This is a genomic window from Vibrio sp. S457-15 (assembly GCF_000960545.1).
GTDB classification, from domain to species: Bacteria; Pseudomonadota; Gammaproteobacteria; order Enterobacterales; family Vibrionaceae; genus Vibrio; species Vibrio parahaemolyticus.
In genome coordinates, this window is sequence record NZ_JYOQ01000177.1 from 73,397 (window position 1) to 95,215 (window position 21,819).

The 21,819-nt window shown below is 46.1% G+C and carries 17 protein-coding genes; 10 read left to right on the forward strand and 7 right to left on the reverse strand.

All coding sequences use genetic code 11. The features are described from left to right. Positions 1-43: 43 nt before the first annotated feature. The 3 genes from UF05_RS19950 (at position 44) to UF05_RS26845 (ending at position 4,128) form a co-directional block, all read left to right on the forward strand. Positions 44-478, forward strand: coding sequence for a GNAT family N-acetyltransferase (locus tag UF05_RS19950; protein ID WP_005459779.1), 435 nt, complete (start codon positions 44-46; stop codon positions 476-478). 616 nt (positions 479-1,094) lie between these two features. After that, entirely contained in the window at positions 1,095-3,887 is a 2,793-nt protein-coding gene (gene polA, locus UF05_RS19955) for a DNA polymerase I (protein ID WP_020904383.1), read from the forward strand. 193 nt (positions 3,888-4,080) lie between these two features. After that, positions 4,081-4,128 carry a hypothetical protein gene (locus UF05_RS26845; protein ID WP_438356636.1) on the forward strand — a complete coding sequence of 16 codons (48 nt, stop codon included), beginning with the start codon at positions 4,081-4,083 and terminating at the stop codon, positions 4,126-4,128. 516 nt (positions 4,129-4,644) lie between these two features. On the opposite strand, the gene yihA is transcribed toward UF05_RS26845, so the two are convergent. Then, entirely contained in the window at positions 4,645-5,304 is a 660-nt protein-coding gene (gene yihA / locus UF05_RS19960; protein ID WP_005456829.1) for a ribosome biogenesis GTP-binding protein YihA/YsxC, read from the reverse strand. Positions 5,305-5,463: 159 nt separating this feature from the next. On the opposite strand from yihA, the gene UF05_RS19965 reads away from it, so the two are divergent. From UF05_RS19965 to hemN, 5 genes are all read left to right on the forward strand, one after another. Continuing rightward, positions 5,464-6,081 (forward strand): c-type cytochrome, encoded by a 618-nt coding sequence (locus UF05_RS19965; RefSeq protein WP_005478649.1) that lies wholly within the window; start codon positions 5,464-5,466, stop codon positions 6,079-6,081. Between the two features lie 798 nt (positions 6,082-6,879). Further along, positions 6,880-7,518 (forward strand): class I SAM-dependent methyltransferase, encoded by a 639-nt coding sequence (locus tag UF05_RS19975; protein WP_005456816.1) that lies wholly within the window; start codon positions 6,880-6,882, stop codon positions 7,516-7,518. Further along, positions 7,518-8,060, forward strand: a complete 543-nt coding sequence (gene yihI, locus UF05_RS19980) for a Der GTPase-activating protein YihI (RefSeq protein WP_005496687.1) — start codon at positions 7,518-7,520, stop codon at positions 8,058-8,060. The genes UF05_RS19975 and yihI overlap by 1 nt, the downstream gene beginning before the upstream one ends. A gap of 7 nt (positions 8,061-8,067) precedes the next feature. Then, positions 8,068-8,556, forward strand: a complete 489-nt coding sequence (locus UF05_RS19985) for a DUF2489 domain-containing protein (protein ID WP_005456843.1) — start codon at positions 8,068-8,070, stop codon at positions 8,554-8,556. A 185-nt stretch (positions 8,557-8,741) separates the two neighbouring features. Beyond that, positions 8,742-10,133: an oxygen-independent coproporphyrinogen III oxidase gene (gene hemN, locus UF05_RS19990; protein ID WP_020839924.1), complete on the forward strand. Its 1,392-nt coding sequence runs from the start codon at positions 8,742-8,744 to the stop codon at positions 10,131-10,133. A gap of 69 nt (positions 10,134-10,202) precedes the next feature. On the opposite strand, the gene add is transcribed toward hemN, so the two are convergent. The 6 genes from add to glnA form a co-directional block, all read right to left on the reverse strand. Then, the gene (add, locus tag UF05_RS19995; protein ID WP_015296070.1) at positions 10,203-11,207 is read right to left on the reverse strand and encodes an adenosine deaminase; all 1,005 of its coding nucleotides are present in this window, start codon (positions 11,205-11,207) and stop codon (positions 10,203-10,205) included. Between the two features lie 147 nt (positions 11,208-11,354). Next, positions 11,355-13,901, reverse strand: a complete 2,547-nt coding sequence (locus UF05_RS20000; protein ID WP_045544781.1) for a bifunctional diguanylate cyclase/phosphodiesterase — start codon at positions 13,899-13,901, stop codon at positions 11,355-11,357. Between the two features lie 101 nt (positions 13,902-14,002). Continuing rightward, a complete protein-coding gene (gene glnG / locus UF05_RS20005; protein ID WP_015296072.1) occupies positions 14,003-15,406 on the reverse strand; it encodes a nitrogen regulation protein NR(I) in 1,404 nt (467 codons plus the stop codon). A gap of 58 nt (positions 15,407-15,464) precedes the next feature. Continuing rightward, positions 15,465-16,544: a nitrogen regulation protein NR(II) gene (gene glnL / locus UF05_RS20010; protein WP_031779598.1), complete on the reverse strand. Its 1,080-nt coding sequence runs from the start codon at positions 16,542-16,544 to the stop codon at positions 15,465-15,467. Between the two features lie 98 nt (positions 16,545-16,642). Further along, entirely contained in the window at positions 16,643-17,224 is a 582-nt protein-coding gene (locus UF05_RS20015) for a DUF4124 domain-containing protein (RefSeq protein ID WP_020904379.1), read from the reverse strand. Positions 17,225-17,422: 198 nt separating this feature from the next. Then, on the reverse strand, positions 17,423-18,832 hold the full coding sequence (glnA, locus tag UF05_RS20020) for a glutamate--ammonia ligase (protein WP_005456818.1): 1,410 nt from the start codon (positions 18,830-18,832) through the stop codon (positions 17,423-17,425). 529 nt (positions 18,833-19,361) lie between these two features. Between glnA and typA the strand changes: the two genes are divergently transcribed. Together typA and UF05_RS20030 are read left to right on the forward strand one after the other, a co-directional pair. Next, the gene (gene typA / locus UF05_RS20025; RefSeq protein WP_005456840.1) at positions 19,362-21,191 is read left to right on the forward strand and encodes a translational GTPase TypA; all 1,830 of its coding nucleotides are present in this window, start codon (positions 19,362-19,364) and stop codon (positions 21,189-21,191) included. A gap of 72 nt (positions 21,192-21,263) precedes the next feature. Then, positions 21,264-21,806, forward strand: a complete 543-nt coding sequence (locus tag UF05_RS20030; RefSeq protein ID WP_045544782.1) for an AAA family ATPase — start codon at positions 21,264-21,266, stop codon at positions 21,804-21,806. Positions 21,807-21,819: the final 13 nt, after the last annotated feature.

Sequence of the window (21,819 nt, forward strand, 5' to 3'; positions counted from 1 at the left end):
AATCCAAGGTGCTTGGGTATATTTATTTCTGGAGAAGAGAACAATGACAATGCTGATTCGTGAAGGCACGTTGGAAGAGGCACTTCAAGTGGTCACTCGAGTGAAAGAGTTTGCCAACGGAGAAACCTTAGATTCGATGTCACAGCGTCTTGGAGACAAAAACAGCCTAATCCTAGTGGCTGAGAAAAACGGTGCTATTGTCGGTTTTAAAATCGGCTACGAACTGGATGAAGACACCTTCTATAGTTGGTTTGGTGGTGTTGCGCCGCAAGCTCGAAATGAGGGAGTCGCGCAGATGTTGTTAGAGGCTCAAGAAGAATGGGTCGCAGAACAAGGCTATAAAACACTAAAAGTGAAATCTCGAAACCAATTTCCTGCCATGCTCAGATTGTTGTTGAGGAATGGGTATCTTATTGAAAAGTTTGAAGAAAAAATAAATCTTCGTGAATCGAGAGTGCATTTCATTAAAGCAATGTGAAAATAAATGAGATTTTTTCTCATTTAACTGTTGACTGTTAAATGAGAATCATTATTATTAATCCTGTCTTAGGGAATGAGGAAAGTTCACAAGGACGTTGAATTACTGATTAACAGAAGTTGATTAACTGGTGTTGAGAAGGTGATGAAACATTTATCCAAGAACTTGCACGAATTCTTTTTGACACGACATTGCTCACATTGCTTCCAGTGTAATTTATAGCTTCTTGGTTAAGCTGCCATGATATGGAACTGGCTTTACCACTTCTGCTAGGCGACCCAATTGGGTCGCTTTTTTCTTTTCTACGATTTCCATTTGACGTCACTATCCGTAACTTTTCCACATGACATGATCATTTTAAGATCGTTGATCTTCTCGCCTTGTTTAAAAATAATCCTTTAAAAACAATAATATAGATTTGTATTTTTTTGTCTTTTCTATCATTGCACAATCTGTGGATAAGTTATATAAACAGAGTTATCCACAGGTGGTGGTGGTTTTCTTGAATAAATCGGAAAATTTCCGCGATCTGGATCGAACGAACAAGATAGATTCGGATCAGCAGTCATGGCATCCTAGGCAGATCTATTAAGTACTGATTTGGATACAGACAATTATGGCAAGTATTCCTGAAAATCCGCTGATTCTTATCGACGGTTCTTCTTACCTATATCGCGCTTTTCACGCTTACCCGGGCACGATGAGTAATGGTGAAATCCCAACCAACGCAGTTTACGGTGTGGTGAACATGCTACGCAGTATGATGCGTCAATTTGCGTCTGAACGTATTGCGGTGGTGTTTGATGCGAAGGGTAAAACCTTCCGTGATGAGATGTATTCAGAATACAAAGCGAATCGTCCACCAATGCCGGACGATCTGCGTTGCCAAATTGAACCTTTGCACAACGTTATTCGTGCGATGGGGTTGCCGTTGATCTGCGTTCCTGGCGTGGAAGCAGATGACGTCATCGGTACGTTGGCTTACCAAGCCTCGCAACAAGGCATGCCTGTTTTAATCAGTACTGGCGATAAAGATATGGCTCAGCTGGTGGATGACAACATTACCTTGATCAACACCATGACGAACGTCGTGATGGATCGTGAAGGGGTGGTGGAAAAATTTGGTATTCCGCCAGAGTTGATCATCGACTATCTAGCGTTGATGGGCGATAAAGTCGATAACATCCCTGGTGTTCCGGGTGTGGGCGACAAAACGGCGACTGCTTTGCTGCAGGGCATTGGTGGCCTTACTAAGTTGTACGAAAATCTGGATGATATCGCGGCACTTGGTTTCCGCGGTTCGAAAACCATGGCGAAGAAGCTGGTCGACAACAAAGACAACGCTATGCTGTCTTATGAGCTGGCTACCATCAAGCTGGATGTGGAACTGGAAGAAACACCAGAGTCGCTACTGAAAGCAGAGCCAAACAAAGACGAATTGATCAAACTGTATGGTCAGTTGACGTTTAAGTCTTGGCTGAACGAATTGCTTGAAGGCGGCTCAGGCACTGTCGAAGCGGTTGAGCTTGCAGGCTCTGCGCAAGCATCATCATCTTCTTCGCATGCTGAAATGGAAACCTCAGCGGTAACGATTGATCGCAGTCAGTACGAAACCATTTTGGACGAAGCTTCTTTCAATGCGTGGCTAGAAAAACTCAAAGCGGCAGAGCTGTTTGCCTTTGATACCGAAACGGACAGCCTTGATTACATGGTGGCGAATCTCGTCGGTTTGTCATTTGCCATCGATGAAGGTATGGCGGCTTATGTTCCTGTCGCACACGATTATTTGGATGCGCCAGAGCAACTGGATCGCGATTGGGTTCTTGAGCAGCTGAAACCGATTCTTGAAGACGACGCTCAAGCGAAAGTCGGTCAGAACCTAAAATACGACGCGTCTGTGCTGGCACGTTACGGCATCGAGATGAAAGGCATCAAATACGACACCATGTTGGCGTCTTACGTTTACAACAGCGTAGGCGGCAAACACGACATGGACAGCTTGGCACTTCGTTTCCTGCAACACAGCTGCATTTCATTCGAGCAAATCGCGGGTAAAGGTAAAAACCAACTGACCTTCAACCAAATCGAGCTTGAGCAAGCATCGCCATACGCAGCTGAAGATGCAGACGTCACGCTTCGTCTGCACAATCGTCTGTTTGCTAACATCGAACAAGATGAAAAGCTAAAATCGGTTTACGAAGAAATCGAAATGCCGCTAGTCCCTGTTTTGTCTCGCATTGAGCGCACTGGTGTTCTGATTGATGACATGAAGCTGAGCGCTCAATCGGTAGAAATCGCGGCCCGTTTAGAAGAGCTTGAACAAAAAGCTTACGAAATCGCAGAACAAGAGTTCAACATGAACTCGCCGAAGCAGCTGCAAGCTATCCTATTTGAAAAAATGGGCCTACCTGTTGTGAAGAAGACACCATCTGGCACACCTTCAACCAATGAAGAGGTGTTGCAAGAGCTTGCGTTGGATTACCCACTGCCAAAACTGATCCTAGAATACCGTGGTTTAGCGAAGCTGAAGTCGACATACACAGACAAGCTGCCGAAGATGATCAACCCTTCAACTGGTCGTGTACACACCTCTTACCATCAAGCGGTGACTGCGACAGGTCGTTTGTCGTCTACCGATCCAAACTTGCAGAACATTCCAATCCGTAACGAAGAAGGTCGTCGTATTCGTCAGGCGTTTGTAGCTCCTGCTGGTTACAAGGTTCTGGCTGTCGACTACTCGCAAATCGAGCTGCGTATTATGGCGCACCTTTCTGGCGACCAAGCGCTGCTTGATGCCTTCCGTGACGGTAAAGACATTCACGCCGCAACCGCAGCAGAAATCATGGGAGTGTCTATTGATCAGGTATCAAGTGAGCAGCGTCGCCGTGCAAAAGCGGTGAACTTTGGTCTGATTTACGGCATGAGCGCATTCGGCTTGGCAAAACAGCTGGGCATTCCTCGTGGTGAAGCGCAAGCTTACATGGACAAATACTTCGAGCGTTACCCAGGTGTAATGCAGTACATGGAAGACACGCGCAGCGCAGCAGCTGATAAAGGTTATGTAGAAACCATTTTTGGTCGACGTTTGCATCTGCCAGAAATCAAATCGCGTAATGGTATGCGTCGTAAAGCAGCAGAACGAGCGGCGATCAATGCGCCAATGCAAGGCACTGCAGCGGACATTATTAAGAAAGCGATGCTGCTAGTGGATCAATGGATTCAAGAAGAAGGCAATGGTCGCGTAAAACTTTTGATGCAAGTACACGATGAACTGGTATTTGAAGTCGAAGAGTCGTCTTTGTCCGAAATTGAAAGTAAAGTACAAAAATTGATGGAATCTGCAGCAGAGTTGAAAGTGCCTTTAGTGGCAGAAGCTGGTCACGGTGACAACTGGGATCAAGCACACTAATCATTTTTAAATCAATTTGGTCGATTTAGTATGAGCCAGCGCACAAACGCTGGCTTTTTTGTGTCATTAAAAAAGCAACTTGGATTTGAAAATTAATGTTGCTTAATAAAACTTTCATGAAAAAAAACTACAAAAAATCTTTGCAATTCTGACCAATTGTTGTACATTAGATCGCGTAGGGTACAGAGGTAAGATGTTCTATCTTTCAGACCTTTTGTTTCACGTTATTGGATTAGGCTGATTCAGCCGCCCCAGTCAGTTTTTGACTGGGGCGTTTTTTATTGGGCGAAAGAAAAATTCCTTTTAACTCAGTTTCTTATCCATTTTAGCACCATCCTCGCAATCCTCTCTCGCTAACTACTTACTTCCACTGATTTTTTGTCGTTATTTCTTCGACTCATTCATCCTGTAAATTTACGCCATTCACACTATTATTTTTTCTCGAAAGAAAGTAAGTCGGCCTTTCTGATGGTTGAAACTTATCTAACTTATTGAATTTAATTTTCTTTATTAATGTTTGGTAAACGAAAAAACTCAAGATTAGAAAAGCAGATGACTTTTTGAACTATTGAAATCATTCGATAGTTCAGTAATGCTTTGCAACATAACAATAATTACCAATTTTTCTCTCCCGTTATCCCTGCCAGGAAGGTGGGGATTTTTATTGCCTGAAATTCCGGTTTTTGCTTTGTCTAGATAAACAAAAGCCCCACCAAATGGCAGGGCTGTGTCGAAAAAATTTAACAAATATTGTTAATTATTCTTCGTTGCTCTCTGGCATCTCTAGATCGTCTTCTTCAATCAGGTGAGCCAGTGCTGGTGCAAACCAGGTATCCAGTTTCGCGCGCAGTTGATCGACCCCTAATCCTTTTAGAGAAGAGAAAACATCAACCGAAACGTCACCACCGAAAGTTTCCACTTGTTTGCGAATTTTCAGAAGTGTCTGTTTACGTGCGCCACTTTTTAGCTTATCAGCTTTAGTTAGCAACACTTGTACTGGAATACGGCTATCGATAGCCCAGAAAATCATTTGCTGGTCGAGATCTTTCATTGGGTGACGAATGTCCATCAGAACCACTAGGCCTTTTAGGCACTCGCGTTTCTGTAGGTATTCACCTAAAGATTTCTGCCATTTGTTTTTCATCTCTACCGGTACTTGAGCAAAACCATATCCCGGTAGATCGACAATGTGACAACCTTCTTCTACTTTGAATAGGTTGATCAATTGGGTACGACCAGGTGTTTTGGATGTCTTGGCTAAGCTTTTTTGATTAGTTAGACGGTTAAGTGCACTCGATTTACCAGCGTTTGAGCGTCCTGCAAACGCAATTTCGACACCTTCGTCCTCCGGTAAGTGGCGAATATCGGGCGCGCTGGTGATGAAATGCGTATTTTGGTAATGAATTTTTACGCTCACTGTTAACTCCATCTCGACTTTGTGTAGTCGATTGATTACTTTTTTGTGAAATTGTGTAAAATAACCGTGCTCGGCATAAGGTCGCCTATTGTACCATGAGTGTACGCGGTATGTTCACATTCCGTGGTACTGGAAGCTTGATAATTATAATGGAATGTCATGAAGAAATTAGCGCTAATTTTGAGTCTTTTAGCCAGTTGCTCAGTATGGGCCCAAGGTAATATTGAGGCTGGTAAAGCAAAATCACAAACCTGTGTCGCCTGTCACGGAGCAGATGGCAACAGTGCAATCGCAATGTACCCTAAACTAGCAGGCCAACACGCTAAGTATCTTGAGAAGCAGTTAAAAGATCTTAAGCTAGGTATGACAAGTGGTGGTAAACAAGGTCGTTACGATCCTGTAATGAGTGGCATGGCAATGCCGCTAAGCGATGAAGACATCGCAGATCTTGCAGCATACTACTCTTCTCTACCAACTTCAGAAAGCTCGACACCTGAAGATGTGGTAGCAAAAGGTAAAGTGCTTTACACCGCGGGTGATGCAGAGCGTGGTCTAACGGCATGTATGGCATGTCACGGTCCGCGTGGTAACGGTACTGAGCTTTCAGGTTTCCCTAAAATTTCTGGTCAGCACGCTGACTACATCAAAGCTCAGTTAGAAAAATTCCGTGATGGTAACCGTGGCAACGATATGAATGCCATGATGCGTGACATCGCGAAGAAAATGACAGATGAAGATATCGAAGTTCTGTCGAAATACGTTGGCGGTCTGCACTGATACCCCTACATAGTTCGAGCAAAGTTGTACAAAAATGCCCCAGCGATTTCGCTGGGGCATTTTTGTTGGTGATGTGGCTCACACGTGATTTTTGAGGATGTCATCGATATCTGCTCGAAAGCTTGTAAGACATTTGCCATACCTTCGATTGCGAATGTCTTCTTCTTATTTTTAACCTTTTGATTAATTGATGTTTTTAATTTTTGCGAAAAAATCATCGCTAATATTTCCTACTGCTAACTTGTGAGTGCGTCGGGATTACGTAAAGTAGAAAGCGTTCACAGGGGGTGAATTGCAGGATTTCAGACCACGGATTCAAGGTCTTCATGGACGCAAGCTAGGATAGCTTGGTGATCGGAAAACGGAATTAGGTAGGCAAGGAGCCTACTCGATACGGATGGTCATCTCGTCTTATGGTTAAGACAGTGGAAAGGATCAGGCACAGGAAGTTGCTCAGAAGACAGGAAGTAAAGGGATAGCCAAAACTCATCAGGAAGATGAAAAACAACACTTTTTGGCAAGGAAAGCACGAAAAACAAAAGGATTCTTGGTGCACTAAATGCGTGCAACACAGTTTCGCCACTTGATGGCACTTAGAAAGCGACAGTTTGACTGTCGCTTTTTTTATGCCGTTTTTTCTCGGCAACCACCAATCTGAAGAGGGATTACTACACTGATGCCTTTCGATGGGTTCTTAAACAAAGTTTTTTAACAAAAACTGCTGAAAAAGTATTCAGTGCCTCTCCAATCTGAGTCCACTTTCTGGTATGTTTCGCATCCCTGTTTGAGGAAGTCAGCATGCATACCTGTCCTTTATGCCACAATCAGCATACTCGTCACTATTTTGAAGATAAGCATCGCGAATATCTTCAATGTGAGCAGTGCTACTTGGTATTCGTTAATCCAGACCAACGTTTGGATGCGGAAACTGAAAAAGCTCACTATGATTTGCATGAGAACAACCCAGAAGATATGGGCTATCGACGTTTTTTGTCGCGTATTGCTGACCCAATCACAGAGCGAATTTCACCACAATCGAACGGAATCGACTTTGGTTGTGGTCCGGGCCCGACGCTTTCCTTAATGCTAGAAGAAGCAGGGCACAACATGGCGTTGTACGATATTTACTATCACCCAGATACTGCGGTGCTAGAAAAGCAGTATGATTTCATGACAGCGACAGAGGTGATAGAGCACCTCTACCATCCCGATGTGGTGTGGAAGCAATGGTTGAATTTAGTTAAGCCAGGGGGCTGGATTGGCCTGATGACGAAAATGGTCATCGACGTGGAGGCTTTTAAATCATGGCACTATAAGAATGACCCAACTCACGTGGTGTTCTTTAGCCGTGATACCTTCCAGTTCCTTGCTGAGCGGGATAAGCTCGAACTCGAATTTATTGGTAATGATGTAATTTTACTGAGGAAGACCCAGTAATGAGCCGTAAAAAGAAATCTAGAAAGCCGGGTGCCGCTGGCGCACCTGAGTTTGTTGTAACTCGTAACCGTACCGAATCTGACGTTGAAGGCCGTCTACGCAAGCGCGCGAAAAAGCGTAAAGGCTTGAAGACAGGTAGCCGCAACTCAGAAGTTAACGAACAGAAAAAGCAATCTTCTGCGCAAAATCGTGACCCACGTTTAGGCAGCAAGAAGAAGATCCCTCTGATTGTTGAACCAGTGAAGAAGATGACAAAGCAAGAGCGTCGTCTATCTGCGGAACAAGAGCTAGAAATGCTAGAAAATGACGCGCAATTGAACGTGTTGTTGGATCGCATTGAAGCGGGTGAAAACCTAGGTACAGGTCTACAAAAATACGTGGATGAGAAGCTTGATCGTATTGAAAAGCTAATGGACCAACTTGGTCTGCTAGAACCTGAAGAAGAGGAAGATTTTACCGTTTCTTCTGCGAAAGGTTCTCGTAATGACGATGATTTATTAGCGGATTTCGACGATATTAACTTCGAAGACTACAAAGGATAATTAAGCCATGAATGTAACCTTATTAGCTATTGCGGGTGCAGTGATCATTATCGCGCTGGCTTCTTATGCAGGTTACCTTCTGCTTCAATTGAAAAAGCAAAAGGAATTGCAGCTGAAGCATCAAAAGTTGGCGATCGATAAACGTAATGCCAACATTTTTGAGAATGTGCATACCTTGTGTCAGGCAGGCATTCAAGGCCAGTGCGATTTGTCGGAAATCAGTATTCGCGTGTACTGCATCATGGATTATGTTCAAGGTGAGAATCGTGTGAACTTCGACGAAGTGTACCCTGCAATTTCCGAGCTTTACCATATCGTAAAAGATATGGCGCGCGGTGAAGATCGTCAGCAACTTGCCAAGAAAGAACGTATGCAACAGAACCTGACGCGTCAGAAAGCGGAAAGCCGCTTAACAGATGCGATCATCGAGGAACTCAAAGTGTTGCAGAAAAACGTCCAGCCACTGAATAATCAAATCAATATTCAGATGCTTTAACGATAATCCCCATTGGTTTGTTTTATGACCATTGGGGCTATCGTGATCACGCTAGCACTTCTTTGGATTTATAATTAAAAAGCCATCAGGTGTTGCCACGGTTGCCATCGTCGTATGGCAAAATAGCGATTCTGAATATCGGGTGACGGCTTTCGTTGCCCTAGCATTTAACGGAAAGTACCACCATGTCGAATCAACACACTGAATCGAAACAGCAAATCGTCTGGGATCAAGCGGTATTGGATAAGTACAACTATTCCGGTCCTCGCTACACGTCGTACCCAACGGCGCTGGAGTTTCATGAAGCGTTTACCATCTCAGACTATGATATGGCATGCACTCAGTACCCAGAGCGTCCATTATCGCTGTACGTACACATTCCGTTTTGCCATAAGCTTTGCTACTACTGTGGTTGTAATAAAGTCATTACACGCCACTCGCACAAAGCGGATGAATACCTCGACGTGCTTGAACACGAAATTCGTCAACGTGCTGCATTGCTCGTTGGTCGCACTGTGACGCAATTGCACTTTGGTGGTGGTACACCGACGTTCCTATCTGAAAAGCAAATCACTCGCGTGATGAACTTGCTACGCCAAGAATTTACATTCAGTGATGACGCAGAAATCAGCATTGAAGTAGACCCGCGTGAAATTCAGATCACCATGTTGGATCATCTTCGCAGTGAAGGCTTCAACCGCTTGAGCATCGGCGTTCAGGACTTCAACAAAGAAGTGCAAAAATTGGTTAACCGTGAGCAAGATGAAGAATTCATCTTTGCGATGGTGGCACGTGCGAAAGAGTTGGGTTTCCGTTCGACCAACCTCGATTTGATCTACGGTTTGCCGAAGCAGACCAAAGCCTCTTTTGCGAAGACGTTAGAACAAGTGCTGGAAATGCAGCCGGGTCGTCTGTCGGTCTTTAACTACGCACACATGCCGCAATTGTTTGCTGCGCAGCGTAAGATTAAAGACGAAGATTTGCCAAAAGCAGAAGAGAAAATGGCAATTCTCCAAGACACGATCGCAACTTTGACGGGTGCTGGCTACCAGTTTATCGGCATGGACCATTTTGCGATGCCTGACGACGAACTCGCCGTTGCGCAGCGCGAAGGTGTGTTGCATCGCAACTTCCAAGGTTACACCACTCAAGGAGAGTGTGACTTGGTGGGCTTTGGTGTTTCTGCCATTTCAATGATTGGTGATGCGTACGCGCAAAACCAAAAAGAGCTCAAGAAGTACTACGCTCAAGTAAATGACCTTCGCCACGCATTGTGGAAAGGTGTCTCACTCGATTCGGATGACTTGCTCCGTCGTGAAGTCATTAAGCAGCTGATTTGTAACTTTAAGCTTGATAAAAAAGCGATCGAATCTGAATTCAGAGTGAAATTTAATCAGTACTTCAAAGAAGACCTGCAATTGCTGCAAACGTTCATCAATGATGAGTTGGTGGAAGTGGATGACAATGAAATTCGAGTAACACTGCGTGGTCGCCTGCTTATTCGTAACATCTGTATGAGCTTCGATAAATATCTGCGAGCAAAAGCGCGTCAGCAGCAATTCTCTCGCGTGATTTGATCATCGCTTGCCGATTCCAAATACAAAAAATGCCAGCAAATGCTGGCATTTTTTATAATTTTGCTCTGATTAAACGCGATCTTTAACTTTTTCTTTCAGTTCTGCTTTTTCTGCATCAGAAATGAAAGCAAGCTCAAGGCCATTGATTTGCGCTTGGCGAATCTGCTCTTGGCTCAGGCCGGCTGCTGGCGCCGCCACTTCGTATTCGTAAGGTAGCTCAATACCTTCTACCGCTGGGTCATCCGTATTTAGACACGCTAGAACGCCGTGGTCTAGGAACTGTTTCAGTGGGTGATTTGCTAGAGAATCGACCGTACTGGTTTGGAAGTTCGACGTCAGGCACGATTCGATACCGATACGGTTTTCCGCTAGGTAATCCATCAGTTTTGGATCGTGAATCGCTTTCACACCGTGGCCGATACGCGTTGCACCAAGCTCTTGAATGGCTTGCCACATGCTTTCAGCGCCCGCCGCTTCACCAGCGTGAACTGTCACGTTTAGGCCTGCATCACGCACTTGTTTGAAGTGAGAGACAAAGCGATCGCCTGGTTGGCCAAGCTCATCACCTGCAAGGTCTACTGCTACGATGTGGTCTTTCTGGCTTAGAATGGCATCCAGTTCTTGCTGACATGCATCTGTGCCAAATGTGCGGCTCATGATACCGATAAGGTTCGCTTTGATGCCAAAGTCTCGCATGCCTGCTTGTACGCCATCGACAACCGCTTCAACCACGCCAGCGACTGGCAGTTTGTGTTTCATCGCCATGTAGTATGGTGAGAAACGCAGTTCGGCGTAATCAATTTGTGCGTTTAGCGCATCTTCAACGTTTTCATAAGCAACGCGACGACAAGCGTCAAGATCGCCCAGTACTGCTACGCCCCAGTCAAGCTTGGAAAGGAAAGCAACAAGAGATGGTTCCGCTTCGACAATTTGAACGTGTGGAGTGAGAGACTCAATATCGTACGCTGGCAGAGCAATGCCAAATTTTTGGCCAAGCTCAAGGATAGTCTTAGTACGAATGTTACCGTCAAGGTGGCGGTGCAAATCAGTTAGAGGAAGATTCTTAGTTATCATTATGTCGATCCGGATAGTTATGAACTGGAACAGGGCCCAAACATTATCTGTGACAATACATGGGTAAGATTTGCAGTTAAGTATAAATAACAGTTAGGTAGATTGTCAGTAGAGGATGACTAGGAATTCAACGATTCTCGCTCTTTTCTACTTCATGTTAACCAAATGTGTTGGCCATTCATCCAGAGGAATTGGGCGACTGTAATAGAAACCTTGGACTTGATGGCAGCCCAGAGAACGCAACAGTTGCGCTTGCGTGCTGTCTTCTACACCTTCTGCCACGACATTGGTTTTTAATCCTGCGGTGATATTGATCACTGCGGCTACTACTGAGCTGTCGAGGTTCTCTTTGGTGAGTTGATTGATGAACGTGCGATCGATCTTCAAGCAAGTGAACGGCAGTGAATGCAGATAACCAAGAGAAGAGTAACCCGTACCAAAATCATCAATGGCGATGCCAATGCCCATATCACGCAACTTCGTCATGTTTTCCAGAGTCGTTGGTGCGCTATCAATAATGCGCGACTCGGTGATCTCTAACGTGAGGTTTTTGGCGGGCAGCTTGGTGACATCCAGCACTCGTGTCACGGTGTCGACAAACGCCGGACAGGAGAGCTGATTGACCGAAATGTTCACGTGCAATTGGAAGTCTGACGGCCACTGTTTATTCTCGATGGCTTTGTATGTGTCTCGGCACGCTTGCAGCAAGATTTGTTGGCCAATGGCTTTGATCATGCCGCTTTCTTCCGCGATTGGGATGAAATCTAATGGTGAGATCATACCGCTTTCGCTATTCCAGCGAGCTAGGGCTTCGGCGCCACATACGTTACCACTCGCGAGATCGATGATCGGCTGATAGTGAGGCACAAATTCGCGCTTGTCGATGCCCGTTTGCATCTTCGTGAGCAGCTGAGTACGAAACTTCGATGCGCTCGCGAGTTCTGGGCTGTAGTAACAAATGCCCGTCAGTGGATCTTGCTTCGCGTAGCTCAGAGCAATGCTGGCATTGCGTAGCCAAAGCGGCATGTTCTCACCATGCTTGGTTTGCACAATCCCTAGTGAGATCTTCATCACCACGCTTTCACCTTCAACCATAAATGGTGCTGCGAACAGTTGTTGTAGGCGACGTTCTGTTAAACGGATGTCTTCGTCTTTATCCATATCTGGCATAAACAGCGCAAATTCATCGCCACCAATTCGGGCCAGCATGGTGTTGTCTGGGAATTGTTGCTTCAGCCTTTCTGCGATGCTAACCAACAGCTGATCACCATTGTGGTGTCCCACGCTGTCGTTGATATCTCTAAATTTGTTGATCCCCAATAAGAACAAACTACCGTGACACAGATTGGGTTTGTTTTCGCAGATTTCGATTAATCCTTGGCGGCTGTAGAGTCGAGTCAATGAGTCATACACCAGCTGATCGCGCAGCGCCTTAAATGAGGCTTTGAGGTTGCTGGCCATTTCATTAAAGGCTTTTGCGAGCACGGTCGTTTCGTACACACGGCCAGGTTGGGGCATTGAGCTATCCCAATCGCCATTTGCTAGGTGTTGAGCTGCATCGGCAGTGGCGTTGATTGGTCGAGTAACGCGTTCAAAGATAATCCAACTAAAGCCGATGCCAAACAAGCTGACGACGATACCAACAATCCAGCTTTTCTCTTGGCTTTTCGGTAAGAGGCCAAGCAAATCAGATTCCGAGATAGAAGTGCCGATGAACCAAGTTAGACCGTTTGGATCGTAGTAGGGCGTGATGCGGCTAAAAATACGTTGGCCGCTGTGGTCAAACTCAAACGTGTACGGTTGGTCTGTATGGTACAAGTCAAAGCCACGCACGCGGGAGGCGCTGATTTTGATGATCGGGTCTGCGCTTTCAGAGGCGAACAAGCGTTGGCCTTTATCCGAAAACTTCGTGCCCCAAGACACCACGCTGCCTGGGCCAGAATGTGCCACTAATCGGTGTTCTTGGTCCATGATAAAGACCGATGCTTTGGTGTTCTTCTTGATGACGCGTAGAAACTCATTGAAGGTATTGATACGAATGTCTGTCACCAATACGCCCGCAAATTCTTGGTGTTCGTACACCGGTGTCATAGCAGATAAGGTGATGTCTTGGCGCTCATCCGCATTGGTGTAGATTTTTGACCACGTCGGTTTTTCGTCTTTGGCGACCGGTTGATACCAAGGACGAGTTCTTGGGTCGTAAGGCGTGATGACAGTACGAATATCGTTACTGACATGATCTGTGCCGTAGATGATTAACTTACCATCGGTGTATTTATCTTGAACCATCAACGTGTAATCGTCGGAGATCTCGCGACGAAAACCGGCGAAATCGCCAGTTTCCGAACCAAAAGCGATCACATCCAGCTGCGGAATAGAACGGTATAGGTTTTGAAACGCGCTCAATAAGTAGGCTTGGACATCTCGCGTATCATGGGGATGGTACAGGTTGTGATAACTCACGTTGTGAGCAAGCGTCATCACCGCCGTAAACGGTTTTCGCAGATAACTATTGAGGTGGTCGTAGACACTTTCGGTCAACACCGACAGCTGTTTATCGCTGATGTCGGTCACCACCTCTTCATAGCTTTGTTTTTGGACGTAGACAATCACACCGATAGCCAGTAAGAAAATCATCACAAAAGGGATGAGTACAGCAGTACGTAGTGTAATTTGAGTCTTTGCAGTAGACATTGCCTAGTCACATTAGGGATGGTTCACCTTAATTGTACTGACATTTTTGTTAATATCGAGCGATAAGCACTCTCATTGTTAACTCACTGCTTAAGTGACGGTCAGTACAACTCTTTTAACTTTCTGGTTAGCGTATTGCGTCCCCAGCCTAATACTTTAGCGGCATCTTGCTTGTGACCTTTAGTGTGCTCCAATGCAGCTTCTAATAAAATGCGCTCAAATTCTGGTAATGCGAAAGAAAGTAGTTCTTTATCCCCCGCAGCGAGCGATTGACGTGCCCAGTCCGCCAATTGTTCTTGCCAGCTGCCTTTGGTTGAATCCGAAATGGTCTTCTTCTCTTCCAAAAGCTCTGAAGGCAAATCGTTCGGTAATACTTCACTGCCACTCGCCATCACGGTTAACCAGCGACAAATGTTTTCTAGCTGACGTACGTTGCCCGGCCAATTGAGTCGATTGAGAATTTCGACCGTCGACGGGTGCAAGGTTTTGGTTTCCACTCCAAGCTCATCTGCGGCGCGTACCAGAAAGTGTTGTGTGAGCTTTTCAATGTCTTGTTTGCGTTCACGAAGCGCAGGAATTTGTACGCGAATGACGTTCAAGCGGTGGAACAAGTCTTCACGAAAATCGCCTTGGTGTACCAGTTTTTCGAGGTTTTGGTGCGTGGCGGCGACAATACGCACATCGACACGAATCGGAGAGTGACCACCAACACGGTAGAACTGGCCATCCGCCAACACGCGCAGTAAACGTGTCTGGATATCCAGCGGCATGTCACCGATTTCGTCCAAAAAGAGCGTGCCTCCGTTGGCTTGCTCGAAGCGGCCTTGACGAACACTGTTCGCGCCCGTAAATGCGCCTTTTTCGTGACCGAACAACTCAGACTCAATCAAGTCTTTTGGAATCGCGGCCATATTGAGAGCGATAAAAGGTTTGTTGGCGCGAGGGCTATGGCGGTGAAGGGCATGAGCAACCAGCTCTTTACCCGTACCGGACTCACCGTTGATCAGAACGGAAATCGACGAGCGAGAAAGGCGGCCAATAGCGCGGAACACTTCCTGCATTGCTGGCGCTTCACCGATGATCTCTGGCGTGTCGGCTGGGGCATCTTCTGAAGACAATTGCTCGCGTTTGTTTTCATGGCTGTGGGCAATCGCACGTTCGACCAGCGTTAAGGTTTCATCGATATCAAACGGTTTTGGCAGATACTCGAACGCGCCTTTTTGATAGGCGTTAACGGCGGCATCTAAGTCGGAATGCGCGGTCATGATGATCACGGGCAAATCAGGGTAATCACGTTGCACTTGCTTGAGCAGTTCTAATCCGTCGATACCGGGCATGCGAATATCAGACACCAGTACGTCTGGCACTTCGCGCTCAAGCGCCATCAAAACGCTTTCCCCGTCAGCGTAGGTTTCGCACTTTATGTTGGCTGAAGAGAGGGTTTTTTCCATCACCCAGCGAATTGAACTGTCGTCATCGACGACCCAAACATATCCTTTACTCATGTACTAATCCTTGCAGCAAAAACCGTAAATTGGCGCTCAACGAAATCCATTCGTGAGGTCAAATCGGCAAATAAATTGTAAAAGTGGTGTGGCCAGGCCAGCTTTCAACGTCGATTTTTCCGTTGTGCTGGTCGATCAAATTTTGTGAGATGGACAACCCGAGTCCGGTGCCGCCTTCGCGCCCGCTGACCATGGGATAAAACAAGGTGTCCTGTAATTCAGGTGGAATGCCCGGCCCGTTATCGGTGATCTCGACGCGCGCCGCTAATTTGCAGCGTTTGCCATGAATGTTGGCTTGATGCACCGTTCTGGTGCGAATGGTGATGTTGCCGTGCTCTTGATGAGCAAGAATTTGTGCCGCGTTGCTGACGATGTTCAGCATCGCTTGTTCTATTTGATCTGCATCCATCAAAATCTCAGGCAAGCTCGGGTCGTAGTCGCGTTCGATGATGATCGAGTTTTGAGATTCTAACTCGACCAATTGGCGTACTTTCTCCAGAATTTGGTGCAGATTTTCTTGTGTCTTTTTGCCCGGTTTCTGTGGGCCAAGTAGGCGGTCGACTAATGCTCTTAGTCGATCGGCTTGCTCGATAATGATGTGGGTGTATTCAGTTAACGATGGGTTGGGCAACATTTTTTCCAGCAGCTGCGCCGCACCGCGTAATCCGCCAAGTGGATTTTTGATCTCATGAGCTAAACCGCGCACGAGCAGTTTGGCGGCTTGTTGTTGTGCGTGTTGGTTGAGCTCTTGAGTGAGGCGTCGTTGTTGATCTATTTTGCGCATTTCAACCAACAGCATGAGCTGTCGTTGCCAAGTGATTGGACTTACCGTGACTTCCAGCATTAGCGGACGACCATCGACGACAAACGTCACGTCACTGTCGGTAATGCTTTGGCCACTTTGCAATGGCTGAGTCAGTAAGGCCAAGTCCAACGATGCATGCTGAATCAGTTGAGAAAGCGATTGTTCGACAATGCGCTTAGCGCTTTGCGAAAACAACAACTCAGCGGCTGGATTGGCATAGCGGATGGCCAATCCATCATCAAGAATCAGCGTTGCTGTGACCATGTTGTTGAGTATGGCACTAGGGAGACTGGTATCCACATTACGTCCTTGTTTGCGTTGAGATTGTGCAATGCACAATAATGGTGCAATAGAACGTTAAGTATGGCGAAGAAAGCTCAGAAGAAAAAGTAAAAAGCCTCATTGTGATGCGACTTTTTTACTCCGATTTTCTATTTTGCCCCTTTTGCGGTCGGCTTAACGCTTGCTCTATGTAAATGCACCGTTATAGGGCTAGTAGATGCAATAAGCTTGCCGCTTCGTTTAGCATGAACCGCGATAGTATGTGTGCCGCGATCGATGTTGTTTAATTGCCAAGTGAGCTGCGTTTGAGGTGCGCCATAAGGTTTCCCATCGAAGAACAGTTGCAGTTGTTCACCAATGCCCAGCTTACGATTGGCTTCCAGCTGGATATTGATCAAGCCACGATTACTACGAATGGTTTCATTGTGTTGAGGTGTGAGCATCGCCAGCTGCAAAGGTTGAGGCTTATCCGATTTCTTTTCTAGCTCTTCTTCTGGCTCGGGGGCTGCTTTGGCTTGTGGCGCAAGTGATTCGGTGCTCTCGACTTCTGGTGCTGGTGCACTGGCTTCAAGATTGGGCAATGCGATGGTCTTCGCGCCTTGGTTTGGGGTGTCACTGAAGTGCACTACGCCGTTTTCGTCTACCCAAGTATAAGCGACCTGAGCCGAGGCTACAGAGGCCAGTAGCGTGCCGCTGAGTATACATAGCGATGGAATAAGCTGAACTTTCATGGCTCACCTTCTTTTGATCGATGATTTCACGTTTCAATGGCTTAGGCCTTTGACCTACAAGGTAAAAATAGCCCAAGCGTATTTTTATTATCCCCTCATGTTAAACGGCGAATCTTGACTGACGAATACAAAAAAGGCCCGCCTGCGAGGCGAGCCTAATATTTTGTTACTGTGTTTACATTTTACACAGTTTGAACCTTATACAGAGTAGTAAAGTTCGAACTCAAGTGGGTGAGTTGCCATGTTGATGCGCTCAACGTCTTTTGACTTAAGTGCGATGTAAGAATCGATAAAGTCGTCAGAGAATACGCCGCCCGCTGTTAAGAACTCACGGTCTTCGTTTAGTGCATTTAGAGCCACTTCTAGAGACTCAGCCACTTTAGGAATCTCAGCTGCTTCTTCTGCTGGTAGATCGTAAAGGTCTTTGTCCATCGCTTCGCCTGGGTGGATCTTGTTCTTGATACCGTCAAGACCAGCCATCAGTAGACAAGCAAACGCTAGGTATGGGTTTGCTGCTGGATCTGGGAAGCGAGCTTCGATACGACGTGCTTTCGGGCTTGGTACCACTGGGATACGGATAGAAGCACTGCGGTTACGTGCAGAGTAAGCAAGCATAACTGGTGCTTCAAATCCAGGTACAAGACGCTTGTACGAGTTTGTTGATGGGTTAGCAAACGCGTTGATTGCACGAGCGTGTTTGATGATACCGCCGATGTAGTAAAGCGCTGTTTCAGATAGACCGCCGTACTTGTCGCCAGCAAACAGGTTAACACCGTCTTTTGCTAGAGATTGGTGAACGTGCATGCCAGAGCCGTTGTCGCCAACGAGTGGTTTAGGCATGAATGTCGCTGTTTTACCAAATGCGTGAGCAACGTTATGTACTACGTATTTGTAAATTTGGATTTCGTCAGCTTTCGTTGTTAGCGTATTAAAACGAGTTGCGATTTCGTTTTGACCCGCAGTCGCTACTTCGTGGTGGTGCGCTTCAACAACTAGGCCCATTTCTTCCATGATTAGACACATTGCAGAGCGGATGTCTTGAGAAGAGTCAACAGGAGCTACTGGGAAGTAACCGCCTTTAACGCCTGGACGGTGGCCTTTGTTACCGCCTTCGATGTCGCTGCCTGTGTTCCATGCTGCTTCGATGTCGTCAATCTTGAAGAAAGAACCTGACATGTCGTTAGAGAACTTCACGTCATCGAATAGGAAGAATTCTGGCTCAGGACCAACAAGCACTGTATCTGCGATACCTGTTGAGCGCATGTAGTCTTCAGCGCGCTTTGCGATAGAGCGTGGGTCACGGTCGTAACCTTGCATTGTTGCAGGTTCTAGGATGTCACAACGGATGTTTAGCGTTGCATCTTCCGTGAATGGGTCAAGCACAGCTGAAGATGCGTCTGGCATCATTACCATGTCTGACTCGTTGATGCCTTTCCAGCCAGCAACTGATGAACCATCGAACATTTTACCTTCTTCGAAGAAGTCTGCATCGATTTGGTGAGCAGGAATCGAAATGTGCTGCTCTTTACCTTTTGTATCAGTGAAGCGTAGGTCAACAAACTTTACTTCGTTTTCTTGGATCAGCGATAGAACGTTTTCTACTGACATCTTGGATAACCTCCAGTGTTAATAAGCGGTAAAAGCTCGATTTATGAAATATTCATGAACCCGGCATTGATTAATCTTTTTGACTTTTCATTAATCGATGCTGTGTTTACTGAAGCCAAAACCGTGCCAAAAAAAATATTCCATTAATTTCAATGAATTGTGTTTTTAGATGCTAGTTTGGTGCAAATGATTGCACCAAAATGATCTACGCTTGCACTAAAGTGGTGCGCATTAAGATTGTTGCACCACAATGTGACAGCAACATTGCTTATTCAGCCCAGTTTTTGAGCAAGAGTCAATTTGTATTGTGCAACGATTAGAATAAAGTTGTGTTTTATCAATTCGTTCAGCGGAAGAAAGTGGGCATTAAGCGTAAAATTCACAGAAATGCTCGGGAGTAGATCACATATTTCTAGGCTTTTTGCTAAAATCTGGTACATTATGGCCGTTTTTTTAATCAGCAAATGTCACCAGAGAGCACCCGTTCTCAGCGTGGGGGCATTTCATCTATCTAAGTGAATCAATATCCATGGCTACTCCACAGATTGATAAATTAAGAAATATCGCGATTATCGCGCACGTTGACCACGGTAAAACAACGTTGGTTGACAAGCTGCTACAACAATCAGGCACGCTAGAGTCTCGCGGTGAAGCTGAAGAGCGAGTCATGGACTCGAACGACATCGAGAAAGAGCGCGGTATTACAATCCTTGCTAAAAACACAGCAATTAACTGGAACGATTACCGTATCAACATCGTAGATACTCCGGGACACGCGGACTTCGGTGGTGAAGTAGAACGTATCATGTCGATGGTAGACTCTGTACTACTTATCGTTGACGCGGTTGACGGCCCAATGCCACAAACGCGCTTCGTAACGCAAAAAGCATTTGCGCACGGTCTTAAGCCAATCGTTGTAATCAACAAGATTGACCGCCCAGGCGCTCGTCCTGATTGGGTTATGGACCAAGTGTTCGACCTATTCGACAATCTAGGTGCAACTGATGACCAGCTAGACTTTAAAGTGGTTTACGCATCAGCACTTAACGGTTGGGCTTCTCTAGAAGAAGGCGAAACTGGCGAGAACATGGAACCACTATTCCAAACTATCGTTGACGTTGTTGACGCACCAAATGTTGACCTTGATGGTCCACTACAGATGCAAGTTTCTCAGCTAGACTACAGCTCTTACGTTGGTGTTATCGGTGTTGCTCGTGTAACTCGTGGTAGCGTTAAAGCAAACCAACAAGTAACCATCATTGGTGCTGACGGTAAAACTCGTAACGGTAAAGTTGGCACGGTAATGGGCTACCTAGGCCTAGAGCGTCACGAAGTTGAGCAAGCTAACGCAGGTGATATCATTGCGATCACTGGTCTTGGCGAGCTAAAAATCTCTGACACTATCTGTGCACAAAACGCAGTAGAAGCACTACCTGCACTGTCTGTTGATGAACCAACAGTAACGATGACGTTCCAAGTAAACACGTCTCCATTCGCTGGTAAAGAAGGTAAGTTCGTAACTTCACGTAACATCCTTGAGCGTCTAGAGAAAGAACTGGTACACAACGTTGCACTACGCGTTGAGCAAACAGACGATCCAGACAAATTCCGCGTTTCAGGCCGTGGTGAACTTCACCTATCTATCCTGATCGAAAACATGCGTCGTGAAGGCTTCGAGCTTGCAGTATCTCGTCCAGAAGTAATCATCAAAGAAGAAGATGGTCAGCTAATGGAGCCGTTCGAAACCGTAACTATCGACGTTATGGAAGAGCACCAAGGCGGTATCATGGAGAACATCGGCCTACGTAAAGGTGAGCTAAAAGATATGGCTCCAGACGGCAAAGGCCGTGTACGTATGGACTTCATCATGCCATCTCGTGGTCTGATCGGTTTCCAAACGGAATTCATGACACTAACTTCTGGTTCTGGTCTTCTTTACCATACGTTCGATCATTACGGCCCTCACAAAGGCGGTAACATCGGTCAACGTGTTAACGGTGTACTTATCGCGAACGCAGCTGGTAAAGCACTAACGAACGCACTGTTCAACCTTCAAGAGCGTGGTCGTCTATTCATCGGTCACGGTGTAGAAGTTTACGAAGGCATGGTTATCGGTATTCACAGCCGCGACAATGACCTAACAGTAAACGCACTGAAAGGTAAGCAGCTAACCAACGTTCGTGCATCTGGTACAGACGACGCACAGGTTCTTACTCCGCCAATCGTTATGACTCTAGAACAAGCTCTAGAATTCATCGATGACGACGAACTAGTAGAAGTAACTCCTGAAAGCATCCGTATCCGTAAGAAATTCCTAACGGAAAGCGACCGTAAGCGTGCTTCACGTTCAGCAAAATAATTTGCTGTAGCGGATTAGCTTAAATACAAGCCCCGAGTTAAGCTCGGGGCTTGTTGTTTTTAGGGAGATAACATGAAGCCGATTGTGATTACCGGTGGTCCCGGAGCGGGCAAAACAACGTTACTCAACGCATTAGGTAAACAAGGCTACGCCACGTTTGCTGAAGGCTCACGCTCGTTGATAGAGCAGCAAAGTGCATTGGACAATGGCATTTTGCCGTGGACCAATCTGCCTGAGTTTGCCAAATTGTGTCTGAACCTAATGAGTGAGCAAAAGCGTGAAGCGTTGAATACTAATGTGGCTTTTGTTGATCGCGCGATTCCAGATATTGTTGCTTATCTACAAGTCGGTGGTTGTCACGTTGACCAAGCTTTCTTAACTGAAAGTGCTGGGTACCATAGTCAGGTGCTTACTTGTCGACCTGAAACGTCTATTTACGTACAAGATGAAGTGCGTCCGCACAGCTTTGAAGAAGCGCTGAAAATCCATCAAACCCTAATCAATACTTATGTTGAGCTCGGATATCAAGTGGTGGAAGTGCCATGGGGTAGTGTTGAAGATCGCGTGGGTTTTGTTCGAAGAGTAATAGGCTTAGTCGGCGAGGTAGCAGACTAAAACCTCCTCGCGA

Bases quoted from the DNA above. Each gene is read 5' to 3' on its own strand.
- UF05_RS19950 (WP_005459779.1), top strand. From the start codon at position 44: ATGACAATGCTGATTCGTGAAGGCACGTTGGAAGAGGCACTTCAAGTG.
- polA (WP_020904383.1), top strand. From the start codon at position 1,095: ATGGCAAGTATTCCTGAAAATCCGCTGATTCTTATCGACGGTTCTTCT.
- UF05_RS19965 (WP_005478649.1), top strand. From the start codon at position 5,464: ATGAAGAAATTAGCGCTAATTTTGAGTCTTTTAGCCAGTTGCTCAGTA.
- UF05_RS19975 (WP_005456816.1), top strand. From the start codon at position 6,880: ATGCATACCTGTCCTTTATGCCACAATCAGCATACTCGTCACTATTTT.
- yihI (WP_005496687.1), top strand. From the start codon at position 7,518: ATGAGCCGTAAAAAGAAATCTAGAAAGCCGGGTGCCGCTGGCGCACCT.
- UF05_RS19985 (WP_005456843.1), top strand. From the start codon at position 8,068: ATGAATGTAACCTTATTAGCTATTGCGGGTGCAGTGATCATTATCGCG.
- hemN (WP_020839924.1), top strand. From the start codon at position 8,742: ATGTCGAATCAACACACTGAATCGAAACAGCAAATCGTCTGGGATCAA.
- add (WP_015296070.1), bottom strand. From the start codon at position 11,207: ATGATAACTAAGAATCTTCCTCTAACTGATTTGCACCGCCACCTTGAC.
- UF05_RS20000 (WP_045544781.1), bottom strand. From the start codon at position 13,901: ATGTCTACTGCAAAGACTCAAATTACACTACGTACTGCTGTACTCATC.
- glnG (WP_015296072.1), bottom strand. From the start codon at position 15,406: ATGAGTAAAGGATATGTTTGGGTCGTCGATGACGACAGTTCAATTCGC.
- UF05_RS20015 (WP_020904379.1), bottom strand. From the start codon at position 17,224: ATGAAAGTTCAGCTTATTCCATCGCTATGTATACTCAGCGGCACGCTA.
- glnA (WP_005456818.1), bottom strand. From the start codon at position 18,832: ATGTCAGTAGAAAACGTTCTATCGCTGATCCAAGAAAACGAAGTAAAG.
- typA (WP_005456840.1), top strand. From the start codon at position 19,362: ATGGCTACTCCACAGATTGATAAATTAAGAAATATCGCGATTATCGCG.
- UF05_RS20030 (WP_045544782.1), top strand. From the start codon at position 21,264: ATGAAGCCGATTGTGATTACCGGTGGTCCCGGAGCGGGCAAAACAACG.